Origin of the sequence: Streptococcus sp. BS35b, from assembly GCF_000286475.1 — a bacterium.
GTDB lineage: Bacteria > Bacillota > Bacilli > Lactobacillales > Streptococcaceae > Streptococcus > Streptococcus oralis_W.
This window is the reverse complement of the sequence record NZ_ALKH01000001.1, coordinates 147619-166894: the sequence shown is the minus strand read 5'-3', so window position 1 is coordinate 166894 and position 19276 is coordinate 147619. Positions and strand designations below refer to the sequence as shown.

Annotated in this window: 19 protein-coding genes; 1 reads left to right on the top strand and 18 read right to left on the bottom strand. The window is 40.2% G+C overall.

The genetic code is table 11. The features are described from left to right. Positions 1–162: 162 nt before the first annotated feature. The 12 genes from HMPREF1149_RS03030 to eno form a co-directional block, all read right to left on the bottom strand. A complete protein-coding gene (locus HMPREF1149_RS03030; protein WP_000283617.1) occupies positions 163–1503 on the bottom strand; it encodes an MATE family efflux transporter in 1341 nt (446 codons plus the stop codon). Between the two features lie 41 nt (positions 1504–1544). After that, positions 1545–2813 (bottom strand): dihydroorotase, encoded by a 1269-nt coding sequence (locus HMPREF1149_RS03025; protein WP_000924513.1) that lies wholly within the window; start codon positions 2811–2813, stop codon positions 1545–1547. A 12-nt stretch (positions 2814–2825) separates the two neighbouring features. Continuing rightward, positions 2826–3290, bottom strand: coding sequence for an NUDIX hydrolase (locus HMPREF1149_RS03020; RefSeq protein ID WP_001135763.1), 465 nt, complete (start codon positions 3288–3290; stop codon positions 2826–2828). A 9-nt stretch (positions 3291–3299) separates the two neighbouring features. Beyond that, positions 3300–3953: a uracil-DNA glycosylase gene (locus tag HMPREF1149_RS03015; protein ID WP_001164846.1), complete on the bottom strand. Its 654-nt coding sequence runs from the start codon at positions 3951–3953 to the stop codon at positions 3300–3302. Between the two features lie 61 nt (positions 3954–4014). After that, the gene (locus tag HMPREF1149_RS03010) at positions 4015–4707 is read right to left on the bottom strand and encodes a YjjG family noncanonical pyrimidine nucleotidase (protein WP_001146397.1); all 693 of its coding nucleotides are present in this window, start codon (positions 4705–4707) and stop codon (positions 4015–4017) included. Between the two features lie 38 nt (positions 4708–4745). Further along, entirely contained in the window at positions 4746–4877 is a 132-nt protein-coding gene (locus HMPREF1149_RS11620) for a hypothetical protein (RefSeq protein WP_267472357.1), read from the bottom strand. 63 nt (positions 4878–4940) lie between these two features. Then, complete coding sequence (locus HMPREF1149_RS03005; RefSeq protein ID WP_000344675.1) at positions 4941–5942, bottom strand: hypothetical protein; 1002 nt, start codon at positions 5940–5942, stop codon at positions 4941–4943. A gap of 382 nt (positions 5943–6324) precedes the next feature. Continuing rightward, positions 6325–6867 (bottom strand): ClbS/DfsB family four-helix bundle protein, encoded by a 543-nt coding sequence (locus tag HMPREF1149_RS03000; protein WP_001137894.1) that lies wholly within the window; start codon positions 6865–6867, stop codon positions 6325–6327. A gap of 126 nt (positions 6868–6993) precedes the next feature. Continuing rightward, on the bottom strand, positions 6994–7908 hold the full coding sequence (locus tag HMPREF1149_RS02995) for a hypothetical protein (protein ID WP_001178531.1): 915 nt from the start codon (positions 7906–7908) through the stop codon (positions 6994–6996). 184 nt (positions 7909–8092) lie between these two features. Continuing rightward, positions 8093–8929, bottom strand: coding sequence for an AraC family transcriptional regulator (locus HMPREF1149_RS02990; RefSeq protein ID WP_025170427.1), 837 nt, complete (start codon positions 8927–8929; stop codon positions 8093–8095). 201 nt (positions 8930–9130) lie between these two features. Then, on the bottom strand, positions 9131–9625 hold the full coding sequence (locus HMPREF1149_RS02985; RefSeq protein ID WP_000031476.1) for a YkgJ family cysteine cluster protein: 495 nt from the start codon (positions 9623–9625) through the stop codon (positions 9131–9133). A gap of 124 nt (positions 9626–9749) precedes the next feature. After that, a complete protein-coding gene (eno, locus tag HMPREF1149_RS02980; RefSeq protein WP_000022823.1) occupies positions 9750–11054 on the bottom strand; it encodes a surface-displayed alpha-enolase in 1305 nt (434 codons plus the stop codon). A gap of 162 nt (positions 11055–11216) precedes the next feature. Between eno and HMPREF1149_RS02975 the strand changes: the two genes are divergently transcribed. Then, positions 11217–11663 carry a DUF1694 domain-containing protein gene (locus HMPREF1149_RS02975; RefSeq protein WP_000131092.1) on the top strand — a complete coding sequence of 149 codons (447 nt, stop codon included), beginning with the start codon at positions 11217–11219 and terminating at the stop codon, positions 11661–11663. On the opposite strand, the gene HMPREF1149_RS02970 is transcribed toward HMPREF1149_RS02975, so the two are convergent. From HMPREF1149_RS02970 to glgB, 6 genes are all read right to left on the bottom strand, one after another. Continuing rightward, positions 11660–12775: a glycerate kinase gene (locus tag HMPREF1149_RS02970; protein ID WP_000706387.1), complete on the bottom strand. Its 1116-nt coding sequence runs from the start codon at positions 12773–12775 to the stop codon at positions 11660–11662. The genes HMPREF1149_RS02975 and HMPREF1149_RS02970 overlap by 4 nt on opposite strands. A 9-nt stretch (positions 12776–12784) precedes the next feature. After that, positions 12785–13429 carry a phosphoserine phosphatase SerB gene (gene serB, locus HMPREF1149_RS02965; RefSeq protein WP_000084496.1) on the bottom strand — a complete coding sequence of 215 codons (645 nt, stop codon included), beginning with the start codon at positions 13427–13429 and terminating at the stop codon, positions 12785–12787. A gap of 58 nt (positions 13430–13487) precedes the next feature. Further along, on the bottom strand, positions 13488–14921 hold the full coding sequence (gene glgA / locus HMPREF1149_RS02960) for a glycogen synthase GlgA (protein ID WP_000697324.1): 1434 nt from the start codon (positions 14919–14921) through the stop codon (positions 13488–13490). Next, positions 14918–16057, bottom strand: coding sequence for a glucose-1-phosphate adenylyltransferase subunit GlgD (glgD, locus tag HMPREF1149_RS02955; protein WP_000687051.1), 1140 nt, complete (start codon positions 16055–16057; stop codon positions 14918–14920). Before glgD ends, glgA begins: the two co-directional genes overlap by 4 nt. Beyond that, a complete protein-coding gene (locus HMPREF1149_RS02950; protein ID WP_000787258.1) occupies positions 16047–17189 on the bottom strand; it encodes a glucose-1-phosphate adenylyltransferase in 1143 nt (380 codons plus the stop codon). The genes glgD and HMPREF1149_RS02950 overlap by 11 nt, the downstream gene beginning before the upstream one ends. A gap of 158 nt (positions 17190–17347) precedes the next feature. Next, positions 17348–19243: a 1,4-alpha-glucan branching protein GlgB gene (gene glgB / locus HMPREF1149_RS02945; RefSeq protein ID WP_025170426.1), complete on the bottom strand. Its 1896-nt coding sequence runs from the start codon at positions 19241–19243 to the stop codon at positions 17348–17350. Positions 19244–19276 lie beyond the last annotated feature (33 nt).

Here is a 19276-nt window from a genome sequence, read left to right as displayed (position 1 = left end):
CTTTGTTCTTACTTTATTATTTTACCGTTTTTAGAAAGCACTGTCAAAGTATATGACCGATAAAATTTCACAAGGTAAAAAAATAAATCCCCGTTTTAACAGGAATTTTCTTTAGTTAGAGTATTTTTTCACAAAGTTATTTTTCAGGATATTTTCTAAAAATTAGCTCAACCTTTTCATTATGGATTTCAAACGCCATTGATACAAACAACCAGAAACAATCAAGCTGGCAATTAACCCAATCCAGTAGGCATATGCCCCTAAGTCAGTTGCCTGATCTAGTAGATATCCTAGAGGTATCGCTACTCCCCAATATCCGATTAGGCCAAGATAGAAAGGAACGATAGTGTCCTTATACCCTCTTAAAATTCCTTGGAGCGGAGCCGCAAAGGTATCAGCTAACTGGAAAAAGAGACTGTAGGTCAGGAAAACAGCAGTTGTTTCAATGAACTGAGGGTCATTTCCATATAAACTTGCTACACGATCTCTAAAAATGTAGAGAAAAGACAGGGTAAGACCTGCAAAAATAAGGGCGGTTACCCTCCCCAGACGAGCATAGATTTTTGCATCCTCAAAACGTTTAGCCCCCACCTCGTAAGACACAACAATTGCCATAGCAGAGGAAATACTCATGGGAAAAGCGTACATGAGACTCGAAAAGTTCATAGCTGACTGATGACTTGCGATGATGAGCGATGAAAACTTAGCCATGATTAGTCCCACCACGGAGAAAATAGCTACTTCAGCAAATACGGTTCCTCCGATTGGTAGACCTAATCGAACACCTTCCTTGATTTTGTCTATATTGAGTGGAATCCGTTTTTCAAGATGTAGCGCTTTTAACCTTTCCTGTTTGAACAAAACAAGAAGAGAAATCCCCAACAAAACCCAATAGGCTAGCGAAGTTCCTAGCCCTGCTCCTGCACCACCAAGCTCAGGAAAACCAAGGGCTCCATAAATCAAAAGATAGTTAAAACCACTATTGAGCGGAAGTAACAAAAGCATGAGGTACATAGATAGCTTGGTCAATCCAAGAGAATCCAACAAAGAGCGAATGACACTAAAAAGCAACAAGGGAATAATCCCGATAGACAGGTACCAAAGATAAGAAACTGCAACCACCGCCACCTGAGATTCTAGTCCGATATGATTTAAGACAGGCGGTGCTAAGAATACTACCATGCCAAGCAAGAGCAAAGACAGTCCGAAAGCTAAATAGATGAATTGGTAAAAATCAGATGCCACTTCTTCCTTTTTGCCCCGTCCCAGATGATGGCCTATGATGGGAACCATGGCCGAAACAATCCCTGTTAAAAAAGTAAAGAAAGGATTCCATAGACTCGTTGCAGTCGATACACCAGCCAAGTCCATAGTATTGTACTGCCCAGTCATGGTTGTATCAACAAAAGAGGCAGAATAATTGGCAAACTGATAAATTAGGATAGGAAAAAATATCTTAAGAAATAAGACAAACTTATCTTTAAATTGATGGGTTGGATACATATACGCTCTCTATTCTTATAGTTTATAGAGCAGAGTCCCATCTAGTTTTGGTAGACGATTTGTCCTTTACAGATAGTATACTTGACCTGCCCTTTTAAAGTTTCCCCGATAAATGGAGAATTAGCTGATTTTGAAGCGAAGTTTGGACCAACAGTCCGATCAGCCTTGTCATCAAAGATAGTGATATCCGCTGGACCATTTTCAGCCAAGTAGCCTGCTTTAAAGTTGTAAAGTTTGGCTGGATTGACAGTCATTTTTTCTAGTAATTCCATCAAGCTTAGTTCACCAGCTTCCACCAAATAAGTCAAACCAAGAGAAAGAGAGGTTTCCAAACCTGTCATACCAGATGGCGCTTTGGTGATATCTTCTACATTTTTCTCATCTGCATGGTGAGGCGCGTGATCAGTCGCGATAACTGTGATAACACCTGACTTGAGACCTTCGATAACAGCACGACGGTCTGATTCCAAACGAAGCGGCGGATTCATTTTGGCATTGCTTCCTTGTGTCAAGAGGAGTGCTTCAGTCTTAGAGAAATGCTGTGGCGCTACTTCTGCTGTGACTTGTGCTCCCAAACCTTGAGCGAATTCCACTACCTTGACACTTTCTTCCTTAGACAAATGCTGGATGTGAACATGGGCCTTAGTTGCATAGGCAATCATGACATCACGCGCAATCATAGCGTATTCTGCTACCCCTGTCGCACCACAGATCTTGAAGTGGTCTTTAGCGATGTTTTCGTTAAAGCCAAGAATGCCGTTCAAGCCGGGATCTTCCTCGTGTAGACAAACAAAGGTACCAAGTTTTTTAGCAGTTTCCAAGGCTTCTTTGAGAACTTTGCTGCTTTCAAGCGGGATACCGTCATCTGAGAAACCAACCGCACCTGCTTCTAAAAGCGCCTTAAAGTCAGTCAAGTCTTTACCATTAAAGTTCTTGGTAATAGTTGCAACCGTTTTGACGTTAATCTTTTCCTTGGCAGCAGACTGGAGAACTTCTTGCAAAGTCTCTACGTCTGAGATGGTTGGATTGGTATTAGCCATCATGACAACCGTTGTAAAACCACCTGCAGCGGCTGCTAGAGAACCAGTATGGATATCCTCCTTGTGGGTCTGACCAGGTTCACGGAAATGAACATGGATATCGACTAGTCCAGGCGCAACTACAAGACCAGTAGCATCAATTAGCTCTGCTCCTTCTTCCTTGATTTCGGCAGCTATTTTGACAATTTTCCCATCTTGCACTAAAACATCACACACTTGATCCAAACCAGACTTGGGATCCATTACACGACCATTTTTGATAAGTAGCATCTGCTTTCTCCTTTATTCATAGAAATCAACTTGGGTATCCAATAATTTGTCCCCATCATAAACAAACTTGGCTGAAAAGAAGGGTTTATCTTCTAAAAGCCACTCAACAAAGGTGTGGTCACCCTCCCAAGTTGGCTTGCTCAAAACTTCATCATATGGAACCCATTCTAGCGTCCCCTCATTGCAGTCAATCAACTCACCTTCAAACTCTGTCACCTTAAAAACATAGGTGTACCAGTCTAAATCTGGCGTAAATTCAGGGAAAGTGATAATGCCTTTTAGAACTGGCTTGGCTTTCAGGCCTGTCTCTTCGAGGATTTCACGCGCAGCGCATTCTTGAGGTGTCTCCCCTCGCTCTAGCTTACCACCCACACCAATCCATTTGCCTTCATGGACATCATTAGGCTTCTTATTGCGATGCAGCATGAGCAGTTCTTTTCCGTTATCAATGTAGCAAATCGTCGCTAACTGAGGCATATTCTCTCCTTATCTAAGCCAATCGATTGGCTCTTGTCCTGTCTCTTTTAAGAATGCATTGGCCTTGGAAAAAGGCTTGGAACCCCAAAATCCTCTATAAACCGATAAAGGACTAGGATGGGCTGATTCGATAATCAAGTGGTGTGGATTGGTAACCAAGGACTTCTTCTTGCGTGCATAAGCGCCCCAGAGTACAAAGACTACAGGTCTGTCTAGATGATTGACAACCCGAATCACAGCATCTGTAAATGGCTCCCATATCTGCCCAGCATGACCATTGGCCTGCCCAGCAGGAACCGTCAAGCAAGCATTGAGAAGTAAGACTCCTTGCTCAGCCCAAGACGTTAAATCATGGGACTTCTTAGCTCCGATGTCATCTGACAATTCTTTTAAAATGTTTTGCAAGGACGGCGGAGCTGGGATTGAGTCAGGTACAGAAAAACTCAAGCCCTGCGCCTGACCTGGCCCGTGATAGGGGTCTTGCCCTAGAATCACCACCTTCACTTCTTCAAGTGGTGTAGTCAAGAGAGCCTGAAAAACTTTTTCCTTAGGTGGATAAACAGTTCCCTGAGCATAGACCTGATCCATAAACTGATTGATTTTCCCGAAATAACCCTCAGGTAATTGCTCCTTAATCAAAGCATGCCAAGATGAGTGTTGCATCGCCAGCTCCTTCGTTTTTACTGCTTCTATTATAGCAAAAAGTGGCTATCTAAACCACTTTTTACAGTTTATCCAAACAATCCAGCAAGTCTTGGTAAGAATGAACTTCATAGGTCGGCTGGGCTTGTGTGTGATTTTCGAGGTGATGAGGGTTGTACCAGATAGTGTCAATTCCAGCATTATTACCACCTTGAATGTCAGCAGTTAGGGAATCTCCAATCATCAGCGTCTTTTCTTTGCTAAATCCTGCAATCTGCTGACCGATTTTTTCATAGAATAGTGCATCAGGTTTTTGTGTTTGTAACTGTTCGGAGATAAAAACTTGGTTGAAATAGGGAGCCAGACCAGATTGAGCCAGACGTCCTGTCTGGATGGCAGTAATCCCATTTGTCGCAGCATACAAGTCATAATCTCGTTCGATGAGACTGTCCAAGAGTTCATGAGCACCTGAAAAAGTTTGTCCCTGTTGAGCGAGATAAAATTGGTAACGCTGGGCAAGAAAACTACCTTCTTTCTCCAGTCCAAAATGAGCAAATAAACGAGAAAAGCGCGTGTTAACCAGTTCTTGTTTACTGATTTTCTTTTGCTCCAAGTCTTTCCAGAGAGCCTTGTTCATAGGAATGTAATAGTCTTTATAGGCTTGAATATCCGCAACTCCTTCTTCCTTTAGAAGTTGCGTCAAAGCCACATCCTCAGCAGCATCAAAATCAAGCAAGGTGTGGTCGAGGTCGAAGAGTAGAAATTTGTAGGGCAATTTGAGAGTTTTCCTTTCTAGGTAATCAATAGATTAGGTTATTTCTTCTTATTCTTAGTTTTATTCAACAACATGCCAGCTACAACTGGAGCAACAACAACTCCAACTTGTTCAACAACTTTAAGTATCTTTTTTTGCTCCATATATTTTTTTGTTTCTACACGATTCACACTTATTGCGTTTATAACTTGATGGTAAATCCCTAGTACATGTCTTGCATTTTTTTATTTCGTTCATTCTAACACCTCTGTCTCAATAGAATCTAGTTTATTTGGCAATTTCATTATAGAAGTTTCAATTTTTGGCAATTCTTTTGTCCAGTAATTTGTAGGAGAAGGATCAAGTAAATCAAGTCTCTCTACTAATTCTTGAGAACTGAGATAAGTTTCGTTAATAAATTTCCCAAAGTAATCCAAACTTTTTTGAGCAGCCTGTTTCTCGCCCAACTCATTATAAGCTATTGCCGCTGATAGTGAAACGATATTTACGGCTGCTAATCCATCTCTAATCTCATTCATACGAGCTTCAATTTTATCTGGTTTATCACCTTTGAATAACTTACCCCAAGTAGAATCTGGTTGTTCCTTGATAAAATTTACATTTGATTTTTGACTAAGCATTAAGAGATTTCGACTATCCTCTGCATCTGAAATAACTTGCAGTAACATCATTGTTCTAATGTTTGGATTTGATATCTCTCTAGCCTGCAAAAGTTTCTGTTGACAACTATAGGCTATTGCAAGTCTATCTGACTCCTGTCCTTTTCTAACGTCCTCAATAGCAAATTGTACATTTTGAATCTCTTCTGCAATCTGTGCCATTTGAATTTGCGACGAATAGTCGGCTAAGGCTTTATTTAATTCTGGTGTCAATTTAACAGATTTCAATGGTACATTTCCAATGACTTTATTAGTATTGGTATCTACTAATACCGCCAAGAGAGAGCCATCTTTCTTGGTCATTAATTTTAACACACCTTGAGCAATTGCTTCTCGTTGTTCTGAAGAAAGAATTGCCTGAAAAACCTCTTCAGGTATACTAGATTGGACAACATTGATAAAGGTTGGAGCAGAATATAACATTTTTTCTACTTCAGATAAGATTTTACTTGCATTTTTGACTAATGGTTGGGCTATTTCTGGTAACTTATTAAAAAACGCTGAGGGTTTTAGTTCATAACCGTCAATATCAAGAATATCGAAGTCATTTTCGTCAAAAAATAAAACTTCATCCATAAATTACTACCTCATTATGTTTAAATTATTAGAGATATTATACCATATTAAACAAAATTATGATTTTGATTTTTCTTTAATATTATCTATCAAATCATTTTTACTGGAATCTAACATAAAATAATACTATTCTATACAATTGACAACCTAAATCTTTCAAAATAGAACAATCCTATCTATCGAATACCCTAACTTCATAGATATCCATGCAATTCTAAACCTAGAATTCCTATAAAATAAATGTTTTAGACCTATTCTAAGTTTATGATAGCCTTAAAATTTGATTTTTAAAGGATTCTAAAGCTAGAATGGCTCAAAAATCACGAGAATGAAGCTATTCGAAACTTAGAAGAACATTTTCTAAACCTCATGAGCACTTCAATTAACGTTTCTTACAATTTTTCTGATGAGCTTTGAGTTTTTTAATAGCCCAATCATAGTGACTGGAAGTGCTACTGACAAAGTAGGAGCCTAGACTTGTCCCACCCGTCCACTTATAGATACCTTTGGTAAAGAGTTGGTCATTGCTGAATCCTTCCATCAACTCTAAAATCTCTTTATGCGATTGCTCTAGTAGTCTAGTCGCTTCTTCTAAGGACGTTCTCTGGTGCTTCTTCCAAAAAGCGACATTCATTTCCCCATAAGTTTTCCAATTATAAGGTTCGGGAAGAAAAGGTCTTTCATGACCCTTTTGATTAGAATCTACCCAAGTCAAAAGTAACTGCTGCCATTCATAGAGATGGATCAGGATATCCCGTAGATTTTTATCTCTTTTCCAGTGAGCTTCTTTTTTCTTTTGGTCTTTTGAAAAATCAAAAGGAGTCTGTAGCTCCTCTTCACTTAATTTAGATATAAAGTGATTGAGCTTTTCATAGTTTTCCTTGGAGGCTAGCACCAGCTCCTCTTTTGTTTTTGGTCTAGGCATAGGAGTTCTCCCTTCATTTTCAAGTAGAATAAGCTATTTTCTTACTTCATTATACCATAATCAAAAAGCAGTTCTTCATTTTACGAACAACTGCTTTTACTAACTATTTTTTTATGCTTATAGTCACTACTTTACATATAAATCTCTAAAGCGACCATCCACTTCTGCTATCTGATAGAGCAAGTGGGATAGTTCTTGGTAATCTTCTTTTAAACATGAAAGATGGGCTTGGCCAAATAGAGATGCCAATTCCTCTTTTAATCTTGCCCCTTCTGGATCATACGCTTTTAAGAATTTACTGAGATAGAGATTTCGAACAGCTGCAAGTTTAAAGCTGAAATACTGATGCAATTGTTTTTGCTCGGTATTTAAGCCGTTTTCAGTAACTGCTTTTGCATAGAATTCCAAAACACCGCTTTGACCGTTCAGATATCGGGTCTTTATTATCTTTGCTGTTTCCTGATAGATTTCAGTCTGACTAGGACTCTTGACCTTCTTAAAATTTCCCCACATGGAGTAAGATCCACGCTTATAGTCAATAGTCTCTGCCTTCCAGGCTTCTAATATGTCATTAAAAGCAACCTTCATGCAGGCAAAACCAGCTGGATCATGCAAATAGAGGTGCTGATGATCAATGCCATACACGGTTACGAAGTGATCCACACCATAAAAGATTGTGTGATTGGGATTGTAGGTCAGATGCCCCATATCAAGAGGTCCCAGTACGACAGGTCCATTGGACAGAAACGTTTCCAACTTTCCTTTAACCTCTTCCAAATCTACTTCTGCTCCATCTTTTAGATAGAAATCCTCATAGTCAAACCCAAGTATTTTTAAGGAATGGGAGATGGAAATATCTGGCATTCCATTATCAAAAAATACTAGAGGGTGCTGGTCATCTTCCTTTACGATACTAGCGCCATTGCCCATCGCCATGATTGCCTCTAAGAACTCTGCTTTAAAGTCATAACCATAGGCATCCAGCGCCATTACCAATGAATAGCTATAGCAAAGCGACACATCTCCAAAATACATCTGCATATTCATGCCTCCTTATCTTCTATGGGACTATTATACCGAGAAAACTATTCTCATGCCCCATAAAATCCAAACGAAAATTATGGTATGTTTGATTTATAGACATGAATTTCCACAATAAAAAACTCTGTAGAAGACACTTTCTACAGAGTTCGATTTGCATCTTTATAAAAAGTCAGAAAATGTTCTAGTTCTTAATCACTGGTATCCAGAGTTCCATTTGATAGTCTGGTGACGACATGTCACCTTTGGAATAAACCTCAAAGTCTGGCGCTCCTGAGTGGCGATAGCCTGTTTCAGGGAAAAAGACCTCCAAGACATATTTCCAAGCATTGTGAATGCTAGCTGGTATAGAACCTTTGACTGGTACGATAGCATATTCGGTGGCTGGGACATCTTTGATGAACAGACCTAGCTCTTCTGCTTTCGCTTTATCCACGACATCATAAGCAGCCATATAGTTGATGATTTCACCTTCTTTGACATCCGAGCAGACACCAAAAGATTGGCCACTACCCAAACTTTCTAGGTTTTCAATGCTGTGATGGGCATAGAGATGCTCCCAAGCAGACGGGCATTTGCTATTGTCAATAGCTTCCAATAGGACGCCTGCCACGGTAAAAGCTGGTTTCTTTTGAATTTTGATATCCATGTTCTTTCCTCCTGTGATTTTTAAGGATAATTGAAGTCTAGGAAAGATCCGATAAGGTTTTCCATTTCGAACTTCTGAGGGGGTTGCCCCATGGAATTTCTTAAAGGCAGCACTAAAAGCATCCGCAGAGTCATAGCCGTATTTCAACGCTATGTCAATAACTTTCCCAGAGCCTTCCCGCAAGTCTGTCACAGCCTCTGACAGCCTGCGATTGCGCAAGTATTCTGCCAAGGTCATATCTGCCAGGATAGAAAATAGCCTGCTAAAAAGAGGGTAAGAATAGCCCGATAGCTGCTGAAATCTTTTCATATCCACTTCTTCAGTCAGGTGCTGCTCCAAATAATCCATGGTTTGATTGAATTGATGCATCATATTCTTCTTTTCTTACCTCCATAAGATACAAAGGTCGTTAAAAGCAAAGTGAAAATAGGAAAATTAACGTGGTTCTTCTGATTCTAGGCAATTTTTTCTTTTTCGCATAGCTTTTCGTCCGTGTTCAATTCTATCTATATTCTAACAAATACAAGATACTTCCACCCTAGAATTTTTGTACGAGATTTAAAGGTGTAAATTCTATAACTTATCTTTTAATTTCTCAACAAAGAGATAGGCTGCAGGGCAGGTCAAGGTATTCTTAATCGTCAAATGATTAATTTGATGGATCTTTTTCCGGTCTGTATGGGGGAACTCACGACAGGCCTTGGGACGAACGTCGTAGATTGAGCAGAGATTATCTCCTCCTAGAAAGGGGCAAGGCATGGATTTGAAAACCTTGTCCCCATCTTCATCCACCTGCAGAAATTCCGCTTCAAAAGCCGGTAATTTCATCTTAAAGTACTTAGCAATACGGGTGATGTCTGCCTCTTTAAAGTCTGGTCCCAAAGTCTTGCAACAGTTAGCACAGGCAGTACAATCTATCTCAGCAAAAACTTCTTGGTGGATCTGCTGAGCTATCTTATCTAGATTCTTTGGTGGCTTTTTCTTTAGATTAGCTAACACTTTACGATGCTCCTTCTGCTTTTGCAGTGCTAATTGATGGTAATACTCAATATCAATCTCTTTAGACATAATTTCTTCCTAATACAAGTTTTTAGTCTATTATACCATAAACACTGCCCCCTTTTTGCCCCCTGAACAGAAAAAAGCCCTTCGGATAAAATCCGAGGGGCTTAAAACGTTGTTAAATCAACGATTATTTTTTAAGGTTGTAGAATGATTTCAATCCACGGTATTCAGCTACTTCACCAAGTTGGTCTTCGATACGAAGCAATTGGTTGTATTTAGCGATACGGTCTGTACGTGAAAGTGAACCAGTCTTGATTTGTCCTGCGTTTGTTGCAACTGCGATGTCAGCGATTGTTGAATCTTCAGTTTCACCTGAACGGTGTGATACAACAGCAGTGTAACCAGCTTCTTTCGCCATTTCGATAGCGTCGAAAGTTTCAGTAAGAGTACCGATTTGGTTAACTTTGATAAGGATTGAGTTAGCAGCACCTTCTGCAATACCTTTTTCAAGGTAAGAAGTGTTTGTTACGAAGAAGTCGTCACCAACCAATTGAACTTTACCACCAAGACGTTCAGTAAGAGCTTTCCAACCGTCCCAGTCGTTTTCATCCATACCATCTTCGATAGTGATGATTGGGTATTTGTTTACCAATTCTTCAAGGTAGTCGATTTGTTCTGCAGCAGTACGTACAGCAGCGCCTTCACCTTCGAATTTAGTGTAGTCGTAAACTTTACGTTCTTCATCATAGAATTCTGATGATGCACAGTCAAATCCGATAAAGACATCTTTACCTGGAACATAACCAGCAGCTTCGATAGCAGCAAGGATAGTTTCAACACCGTCTTCAGTTCCTTCGAAACGAGGAGCGAACCCACCTTCGTCACCTACGGCTGTTTCAAGGCCACGAGATTTAAGGATTTTCTTAAGAGCGTGGAAGATTTCAGCACCCCAACGAAGAGCTTCTTTAAATGTAGGTGCACCAGCAGGTACGATCATGAATTCTTGGAAAGCGATTGGAGCGTCAGAGTGAGAACCACCGTTGATGATGTTCATCATTGGAGTTGGAAGAACTTTAGTGTTGAATCCACCAAGGTAGCTGTAAAGTGGGATTTCAAGGTAGTCAGCAGCAGCACGAGCTACAGCGATAGACACACCAAGAATTGCGTTTGCACCCAATTTACCTTTGTTAGGAGTACCGTCAAGTGCGATCATAGCACGGTCGATAGCTTGTTGGTCACGTACATCGTAGCCGATGATAGCTTCAGCGATGATGTTGTTTACGTTGTCAACAGCTTTTTGTGTACCAAGACCACCGTAACGAGATTTGTCACCGTCGCGAAGTTCAACTGCTTCGTGTTCACCAGTAGAAGCTCCTGATGGAACCATACCACGTCCGAAAGCACCTGATTCAGTATAAACTTCTACTTCAAGTGTTGGGTTACCGCGTGAGTCTAGGACTTCGCGAGCGTAAACATCAGTAATAATTGACATTTTTTACTCTCCTTTGAGTTAAATTTTTTACACCTCTATGATACCTTAAAAATAAGCGTTTTTCAAGAAAAAACGTTATCTTTGTGCAAATTTTCCTTAACTTTATAAAGTAATCGCTTTCTTTTGTCTGTTTTATTCTAACTTTTATGATATACTGTTTTCATGACAGATTTATCAAAACAATTACTTGAAAAAGCTCATGGTGGGCCAAAATTAAATCCGGATGAGCAAAGACGCTATCTTGGTACTTTTGAGGAAAGAGTTCTTGGCTACGCTGATATTAATACTGCCAATAGTCCTGAATTAGAACATGGATTTTTTTCTATTTTAGAGGGTTTTCAAGAAAAGGTTGAGGCACTTTTTGTGAAAATTTCACCAAATATCGAGTTTGACAAACAGGTCTTTTACTTAAAACAAGCAAAGGAAAGCAACTGTCAGGCGACTATTGTTTCAGATGATCATATCACCTCTCCTTTTGGTCTTGTCATTCATACAAATGAACCTGTTCAAGTAGACGAAAAGGACCTTAGACTTGCATTCTCAAGCCTCTGGGAAGAGAAAAAGGCAGAGCCACCTAAAAAATCCACCTGGAAAAAATGGTTTGGTTAATGATTTCTCATATTTAATAAACGACCAATATTAGTAGATGTGTGCTCCAAATAGAGACTTGCATTTTTCAGACTGTCTTCCAAAGGTTCACTTTTTTCTAAAATAGAAAAGGCTGCTTGTATATTTTCGAATGGTAGGGAAGGTAAATCCTCGGAAAGACTACCACAAATAGCGATAACTGGAACTCCTTCAGGAGTTCTTTTTGCTACACCAATAGGAGCTTTTCCAACAAAGCTTTGACTGTCCAGTCTGCCTTCTCCAACGATAACCAAGTCGGCCCCTGCAACCTTCTTGTCAAAGTCAATCAAATCTAAGCAAGTGTCAATCCCAGATACGATAGTGGCCTCAGCAAAGGCACAGAGCCCAGCCGCAATCCCACCGCCGGCTCCTGCTCCTTTAAGAGAGAGGGTTGATGGTGAAAATTTTTCATAGAACCGCTGTATAGCCAAATCTACTGTCTCAAACAAAGCAGGATCCAAGCCCTTTTGTTTTCCAAATGTATAGGTCGCTCCTTGAAGACCACATAAAGGGCTCACGACATCTGCTAAAATGCGAATTTTTACATCTTCAGGAATCCTATACAACTTGCTATTTGAAACTAACTCGAACTTAAGCAAAGTCTGACCGCAAGCTGGCAATTCTTTTCCATTCTTATCATAAAAACGATAACCTAAACCAGCAGCGATTCCTATTCCACCGTCATTACTAGCCGTACCACCAACTCCGATATAGATTTCTTTCATCCCTTGATCGATGAGGTAGCAAATCAACTCTCCGATACCACGAGTTTGGATGTGAAGAGGATCTCTTTTTTCTTGCGGAATCTTTCCTAACCCAACCAGGTCAGCCACTTCAAAGAGTGCCCTTTTGTCTTTCTGAAAGTATCGCATTTCTTCTTTAAGACCAAAAGGTCCCGTCACTTCTTGCCATTGTTCTTCGAGGTCAAGAGAATGTCGAATCGCATCTACAGTTCCTTCGCCTCCATCACCAACTGGGCATAGAGAACAAACTACACTAGGAATTGCTTTCTCGAAACCTCTTTTTATAGCTTTGGCGACCTGCTGAGCAGACAAGCTTTCCTTAAATGAATCGGGTGCAATTACAATTTTCATATTTTCCTCTCATTCTAAGAAATCAATCAAAGGAAGAGCTTCTAAAAAATCCCTTTCATCTACATGACAAGCTATCTCGGCTTTTACGACCTCTTTTGCACAAAAGGCTATAGCGTGACCTGCTGACTTTAACATCAAGAGGTCATTGGCACCATCACCGATAGCAATCGTTCTTTCTTTAGGAATTTCTAATTCCATTCTCCATTTCTCAAGAGTAGCTTGTTTTACTTGGGCTGTAACAATTTCACCAACTAATTTACCTGTTAAAAAGCCGTCTTTGACTTCCAACTGGTTAGCAGAGAAATAGGAGATACCAAGGAATTTTGCTAATCTCTCAACTATGGGTGTAAATCCACCAGACACTAGACCGACTAGAATGCCATTTTTTTGAAGTATGGAGATAAATTCTTGAGCATTCTTGGACAGATGAATGGATTTGAAGACAGTATCAAAGACCGAAACTGGAAGACCTTTTAACAAAGCCACTCTCGCTCGTAAACTCCTTTCAAAGTCCAGTTCACCTCGCATTGTCTGGCTTGTAATCTGCGATATTTCTTCTTCGCAACCTGCTTCTCTTCCTAAAAGATCAATCACCTCTTCTGCTATCAGGGTGCCGTCAACGTCCATGACACACAAGCCTTTTACTTGAGACATAAGCTTTCCTTTCTAAACAGCCCAAAAATCGTATGAAAGAATCATACGATTTTATCTATTAGTTGACTAAACTATGGTACAAGTCCAGGTAAGATTTGCAGGCTGTATCCCATGAGAAATCGCATTCCATAGCTTGTTTTTGTAGATTTCTCCAAACGTCTGGCTGGTACTTATAAACATCCAAGGCTGTTTGGAAACTCCAGTTAAGCCAGTATGGTGTTAAATTATCAAAGCTAAATCCAGTTCCAGTTCCTTCGATCGGATTGAAGGATTGAACTGTATCACGCAAACCACCAACCTCATGAACCAATGGTAGAGTTCCATAGCGCATCGCCATCATTTGAGACAAACCACATGGTTCAAAACGACTCGGCATGAGGAAGAGATCACAAGCTGCGTAGATTTCTTGAGCAAGTTTGACGTCAAAAGTGATATTTGCTGATAGTTTGTCTGGATAGACTTGCGCAAACCAGGAGAAGGAATGTTCAAAAGCAGGATCTCCTGTTCCTAAAAGGACTATTTGAACGTCCTCCTGTAAGAAACGATGCAAGCTTTCTACAACGACATCAAAACCTTTTTGGCGTGTCAAACGAGAGACAATCCCAACTAGCGGAACATCTGCTCGCACAGGTAACCCAACTCTCTCTTGCAATTTTGCTTTGTTTTGAGCTTTTCCAGACAAATCTTCCTTATCAAAATGATAGTCTAAAAGTGGGTCTGCTTGAGGATTATAAAGATCTGCGTCAATACCATTGACAATACCTGAAACCTTACCTGACTCCATGCGAAGAATCTGATCCAAACCGCAACCAAACTGACTGGTCATAATCTCATGTGCATAGCTAGGGGAAACGGTTGAGACACGATCCGCGTAGAGAATACCTGCTTTCATCCAGTTAAGGCAATCATTCCAGCGAAGGGTACCATCAGCATAGCGTTCAAATCCAACACCGAACAAATCCCACAATATTCCTTCAGAAAATTGACCTTGAAATTCCAAATTGTGAATGGTTAAAACTGTTCTGATTCCTTGATATGCCTGAATCCAATGGTACTTTTCTTTTAACAAGAAGGGAATCATGGCTGTGTGGTAGTCATGAACATGGAGAAGGTCAGGGATAAAGCCGATGCGTTCCATGGTTTCAAGAGCAGCCAGTTGGAAAAAGGCAAAGCGTTCGCCATCGTCAAAATCACCGTACACATGACCACGGAAGAAATAATACTGATTATCAATGAAGTAGAAAGTAACGCCATTCAAGACCGTTTTCTTAATACCACAGTACTGTCTACGCCATCCTACACTAACTTCAAAGTGGAGAACATCCTCTATCTGGTCACCGAACTTAGCTTCTACCATATCATAATAAGGCAAGAAAACTGCAACTTCGTGCCCCGCTTTTACAAGTGATTTGGGAAGTGCGCCAATGACATCGCCCAAACCACCTGTTTTTGAAAAGGGTACTCCTTCTGCTGCTACAAATAAAATTTTCATGAATAAATGTCCTCTGTTACTGTTTCACCCTTCTTCACTACAACTGGATGTTCTGCCGTTCCTCGAATGACAACACCGTCCGCAACTTCAACGCCCTTGTCCAAGATAGCATATTCAACTTGGGCACCCTCACCAATCACAACTCGAGGAAATAGAATGCTGTCCTTCACCACACTATCTTTGTGAACATAAATGTTACGAGATAGGACTGACTGAACTACTTCACCCTCAATGATACTACCAGAAGCAAACTGAGAAGTACTTACTTTTGAAGTATTCGCATAGTAGGTTGGTTCTTCATTTTTAACTTTTGTATAAATCTTTTGATTTGGTGAGAAAAGTGAGTAGAACTTTTTAGATTCAAGCATATCAATATTTGCTTGATAATAGGATTGAACAGAGTGAATGTTTGCCAAGTATCCTGTGTATTCGTAAGCAAAAGCTCCTTCTTTTACAGCTAAATCGCGGAGAACATAGCGCAACTTTTCAGGATATTCTTTCTGAGCCTCTTCTTCAAGTCGTTCAATCAACCAAGGAGTGTCCACAACAAAGATATCTGTAGACATGTTGAAGAGTTCATCCGTAGATTTGTTATCAAAGAGTTTGTGCGAACGAACATGGTCAGTTTCATCAATTTCCAAGATAGCATTCACATCAGAAATGTCTTTCTTAGGAAGTTTCTTATATACAACTGTAATCGGACCTTTTGTTGTATTATGAAGGTGAAAGACTTGATTCAAATCAATATTCACCAGCACATCGCAGTTAATCGAAACGGTTTGGTTTGAACCTGAACGTCTCAAGTAGGTAAGAAGCTGTTGGTAATACTCTTTTCCAACTGTACTGCTTTCAACACGAGTATTGTAAATTCCCAAATAGTAGTGACTTAGAAGTGTTGACAAGCCCCATTCACGACCTGAACGGATATGGTCGAAAACTGAGCTGATATTATCTTGTTGGAAAATACCAAAGATACTACGAACACCTGCATTTGCAAGACTGGAAAGGGGGAAGTCAATCAAACGGTATTTCCCACCGAAAGGCAAGCTAGCTACCGGACGGTGTTCTGTTAACGTTGACATATCATGAAAACCAACTGTGTTTCCCAAAATGGCTGAATATTTATCAATCTTCATCTGTTGCTACCCCCACTACTTCATTGTATCCTACTACTTGTACTTCGTCAGTTCCGTCAATCTCTACGCCGTCTGCAATAATGGCACCTTCACCAATGATAGCACGTTTAATCTTTGCACCTTTTCCGATAATGGCACCACTCATGATTACAGAATCTACTACTTCAGCCCCCTCACGTACTTGCGCCTCTGTTGAGAGAATGGAATGCTTAACAGTTCCATCCACGAGACAGCCATCCACAACTAAAGAATCTTCTACATGAGCATGTTCTCCAATAAAGTTTGGTGGTGAAATCAAGTTCCGTGAGTAAATCTTCCACTGACGATCACGACTATCCAAAGCGTTGTTTGGATCAATGTATTCCATATTGGCTTCCCAAAGTGACTCAATCGTACCAACGTCTTTCCAGTAACCATTAAATTCATAGGCAAAGACACTTTCACCAGACTCGAGATAGTTAGGGATAACGTTCTTACCAAAATCTGACATATCCACATTGCTCTTTTCAGCAGCAACAAGCATATTGCGAAGCCGTTTCCAGTCAAAAATATAAATTCCCATAGAAGCCTTTGTAGACTTAGGTTGAGCAGGTTTTTCTTCGAATTCAACGATACGGTTATTGGCATCTGTGTTCATGATACCAAAACGGCTAGCTTCTTTTAAAGGGACGTCTAGGACAGCTACTGTCAAACTGGCATTGTTATCCTTATGGGACTGAAGCATGTCATCGTAGTCCATCTTGTAGATGTGGTCACCAGAAAGAATCAAAACATATTCTGGGTTGATACTGTCGATGTAGTCAATGTTTTGGTAGATAGCGTGACTAGTCCCTTCAAACCAACGATTTCCCTCGCTTGCAGAGTAGGGTTGAAGGATAGAAACACCTGTGTTAATACCATCTAGTCCCCAGCTCGAACCATTTCCGATATGATTGTTCAAAGCAAGAGGTTGGTACTGTGTAATCACACCAACATTATGAATCCCAGAGTTTGCACAGTTGGAAAGAGCAAAGTCAATGATACGGTAGCGCCCACCGAATTGCACTGCCGGTTTGGCAATGCTTTGAGTGAGTTTTCCGAGACGTGTTCCTTGCCCGCCCGCAAGGATCAAAGCTAGCATTTCATTCTTCATTTTCTACTCCTTTATAAAGACATGTGAACATTAAAATCGAAAGAAGGTCGGAAGTCAAACTTTTTATAAAAATAATAGGAAATCCATTTCTCTTGTGTTTCAAGTCCAATACAAGTACATCAGTTATTAAAATCTAAAAAATTGTAATCAACAGCCTCTTATTCTTTTTTCTTAGCTGGTTTCAAACGACGCTTGATCTTCCAGATGCTTGCTCCCATAGCAGGCAAGGTAAAGGTCAAAGTCTGCTCGTAATCTTTCCATAAGCCTTCTTGAGTCTGAACTGTTTGATTGTGCTCTTTCCAGACACCTCCCCATTCTTCTAGTTCTGTATTCCAAACTTCTTCGTAAATACCTGCAACAGGTAACCCAATCGTAAAGTCTTTACGTTCAACTGGTGCCATATTAAAGACACAGACTAACATTTCGTCCTTCTTACCCTTACGAATAAAGGAGAGAACACTCTGGTCTCTATTATCCGCATCAATGATTTCAATGCCGTCATAACTGGTATCAATTTCCCAAAGACAGCGATGGTCTTTATAGAATTGATTCAGTTGTGAAGTGAAATGCTTCATCTTGGCATTCATCGGATCTTCTAGATTAGACCATTCTAACTGCTCCTCAGACTTCCACTCGAGAAATTGCCCGTACTCACTACCCATGAACAAGAGTTTCTTACCTGGATGACAAATTTGATAGGTGTAGAGGTTGCGCAGACCAGCGAACTGATTGTAGCGATCTCCCCACATCTTATGCATCATACTCTTTTTGCCATGAACAACTTCATCGTGTGAGAAAGGTAGGAGATAGTTTTCATTGAAAACATACATAAAGCTGAAAGTCACAAGATTAAAGTCATACTTGCGATAAATCGGATCTTCCTCGTAGAAACGGAGAATGTCGTTCATCCAGCCCATATTCCATTTATAGTCAAAGCCAAGGCCGCCCATTTCTTTCATACCAGTAATCTTTGTCGCTGATGAACTTTCTTCTGCAATCATCATGATATCTGGATGAGCTAACTTAATCACTGTATTCAAACGTTGAAGGAAATAATAACCCTCGTAGTTAAGGTTTCCACCGTCTTTGTTTGGAGTCCAAGGAGCATTATCATAATCTAGATACAGCATATTGCTTACTGCATCTACCCGAATGCCATCTAAGTGGTAAAAATCAATCCAGAATTTAATACTTGAAATCAAGAAAGACTGGACCTCATTTTTCCCGAGGTCAAAATTTAGCGCACCCCATCCATAGTTATGAGCCTTGTTGTGGTCTTGGTATTCAAAAGTAGGTGTACCATCATAATATGCCAAGGCATCGTCATTAATAGTAAAATGACCTGGCACCCAGTCTACGATAACACCGATATTATTTATATGACACTCTTCAACGAAATCTTGGAACTCCTCAGGTGTACCATAGGAATGTTCAAAAGCAAAGTAACCCATAAGCTGATAGCCCCAACTCAATCCAAGTGGGTGAGCCATTAAAGGCATAAACTCAATATGTGTATAGTTCATTTCAACCAAATAAGGAATCAACTCCTCCTTCAGCTGTGAAAAACTATAGGGACTACCATCTGGATTTCTCTTCCAAGATCCTGCATGGGCCTCATATATATTAACTGGTCGATCGAAAAATCCCAGACGCTTGCGACGCGCTAGCCAAAGGCCATCTTTCCACTTCTTTTCTCGAATAGTGGTCAGAACAGCTCCTGTACCTGGTCGGGCTTCAAAACGAACTGCCAACGGATCAATTTTCATAATCTGGTGACCATTTGCACGCGTAATATGATATTTATAAATCTGACCTTCCTGTGCTTGAGTCGTAAAGACTTCCCAAACACCTGCTTCATTACGAACCATGGGAATCTGATTCTCAACCCAATCAGTAAAATCTCCAACTAGATGAACTGCTTGTGCATTTGGGGCCCAAACCCTAAAAGTATAACCAATTTCTCCGTTTTTCTCCTCTCTATGTGCTCCTAAATAATGCTGGAGGTGAAAGTTTTCACCTGTAGTAAAGGTTCTTAATGCTTCTTGATTATTCATCCAATCCCCTTTCTCTTTGTAAGCGTTTTCTAT

What these genes read in the sequence shown, in the direction of transcription:
- HMPREF1149_RS03030 (WP_000283617.1), bottom strand. Translation starts at nt 1,503, where the DNA reads ATGTATCCAACCCATCAATTTAAAGATAAGTTTGTCTTATTTCTTAAG.
- HMPREF1149_RS03025 (WP_000924513.1), bottom strand. Translation starts at nt 2,813, where the DNA reads ATGCTACTTATCAAAAATGGTCGTGTAATGGATCCCAAGTCTGGTTTG.
- HMPREF1149_RS03020 (WP_001135763.1), bottom strand. Translation starts at nt 3,290, where the DNA reads ATGCCTCAGTTAGCGACGATTTGCTACATTGATAACGGAAAAGAACTG.
- HMPREF1149_RS03015 (WP_001164846.1), bottom strand. Translation starts at nt 3,953, where the DNA reads ATGCAACACTCATCTTGGCATGCTTTGATTAAGGAGCAATTACCTGAG.
- HMPREF1149_RS03005 (WP_000344675.1), bottom strand. Translation starts at nt 5,942, where the DNA reads ATGGATGAAGTTTTATTTTTTGACGAAAATGACTTCGATATTCTTGAT.
- HMPREF1149_RS03000 (WP_001137894.1), bottom strand. Translation starts at nt 6,867, where the DNA reads ATGCCTAGACCAAAAACAAAAGAGGAGCTGGTGCTAGCCTCCAAGGAA.
- HMPREF1149_RS02995 (WP_001178531.1), bottom strand. Translation starts at nt 7,908, where the DNA reads ATGCAGATGTATTTTGGAGATGTGTCGCTTTGCTATAGCTATTCATTG.
- HMPREF1149_RS02990 (WP_025170427.1), bottom strand. Translation starts at nt 8,929, where the DNA reads ATGATGCATCAATTCAATCAAACCATGGATTATTTGGAGCAGCACCTG.
- HMPREF1149_RS02985 (WP_000031476.1), bottom strand. Translation starts at nt 9,625, where the DNA reads ATGTCTAAAGAGATTGATATTGAGTATTACCATCAATTAGCACTGCAA.
- eno (WP_000022823.1), bottom strand. Translation starts at nt 11,054, where the DNA reads ATGTCAATTATTACTGATGTTTACGCTCGCGAAGTCCTAGACTCACGC.
- HMPREF1149_RS02975 (WP_000131092.1), top strand. Translation starts at nt 11,217, where the DNA reads ATGACAGATTTATCAAAACAATTACTTGAAAAAGCTCATGGTGGGCCA.
- HMPREF1149_RS02970 (WP_000706387.1), bottom strand. Translation starts at nt 12,775, where the DNA reads ATGAAAATTGTAATTGCACCCGATTCATTTAAGGAAAGCTTGTCTGCT.
- serB (WP_000084496.1), bottom strand. Translation starts at nt 13,429, where the DNA reads ATGTCTCAAGTAAAAGGCTTGTGTGTCATGGACGTTGACGGCACCCTG.
- glgA (WP_000697324.1), bottom strand. Translation starts at nt 14,921, where the DNA reads ATGAAAATTTTATTTGTAGCAGCAGAAGGAGTACCCTTTTCAAAAACA.
- glgD (WP_000687051.1), bottom strand. Translation starts at nt 16,057, where the DNA reads ATGAAGATTGATAAATATTCAGCCATTTTGGGAAACACAGTTGGTTTT.
- HMPREF1149_RS02950 (WP_000787258.1), bottom strand. Translation starts at nt 17,189, where the DNA reads ATGAAGAATGAAATGCTAGCTTTGATCCTTGCGGGCGGGCAAGGAACA.
- glgB (WP_025170426.1), bottom strand. Translation starts at nt 19,243, where the DNA reads ATGAATAATCAAGAAGCATTAAGAACCTTTACTACAGGTGAAAACTTT.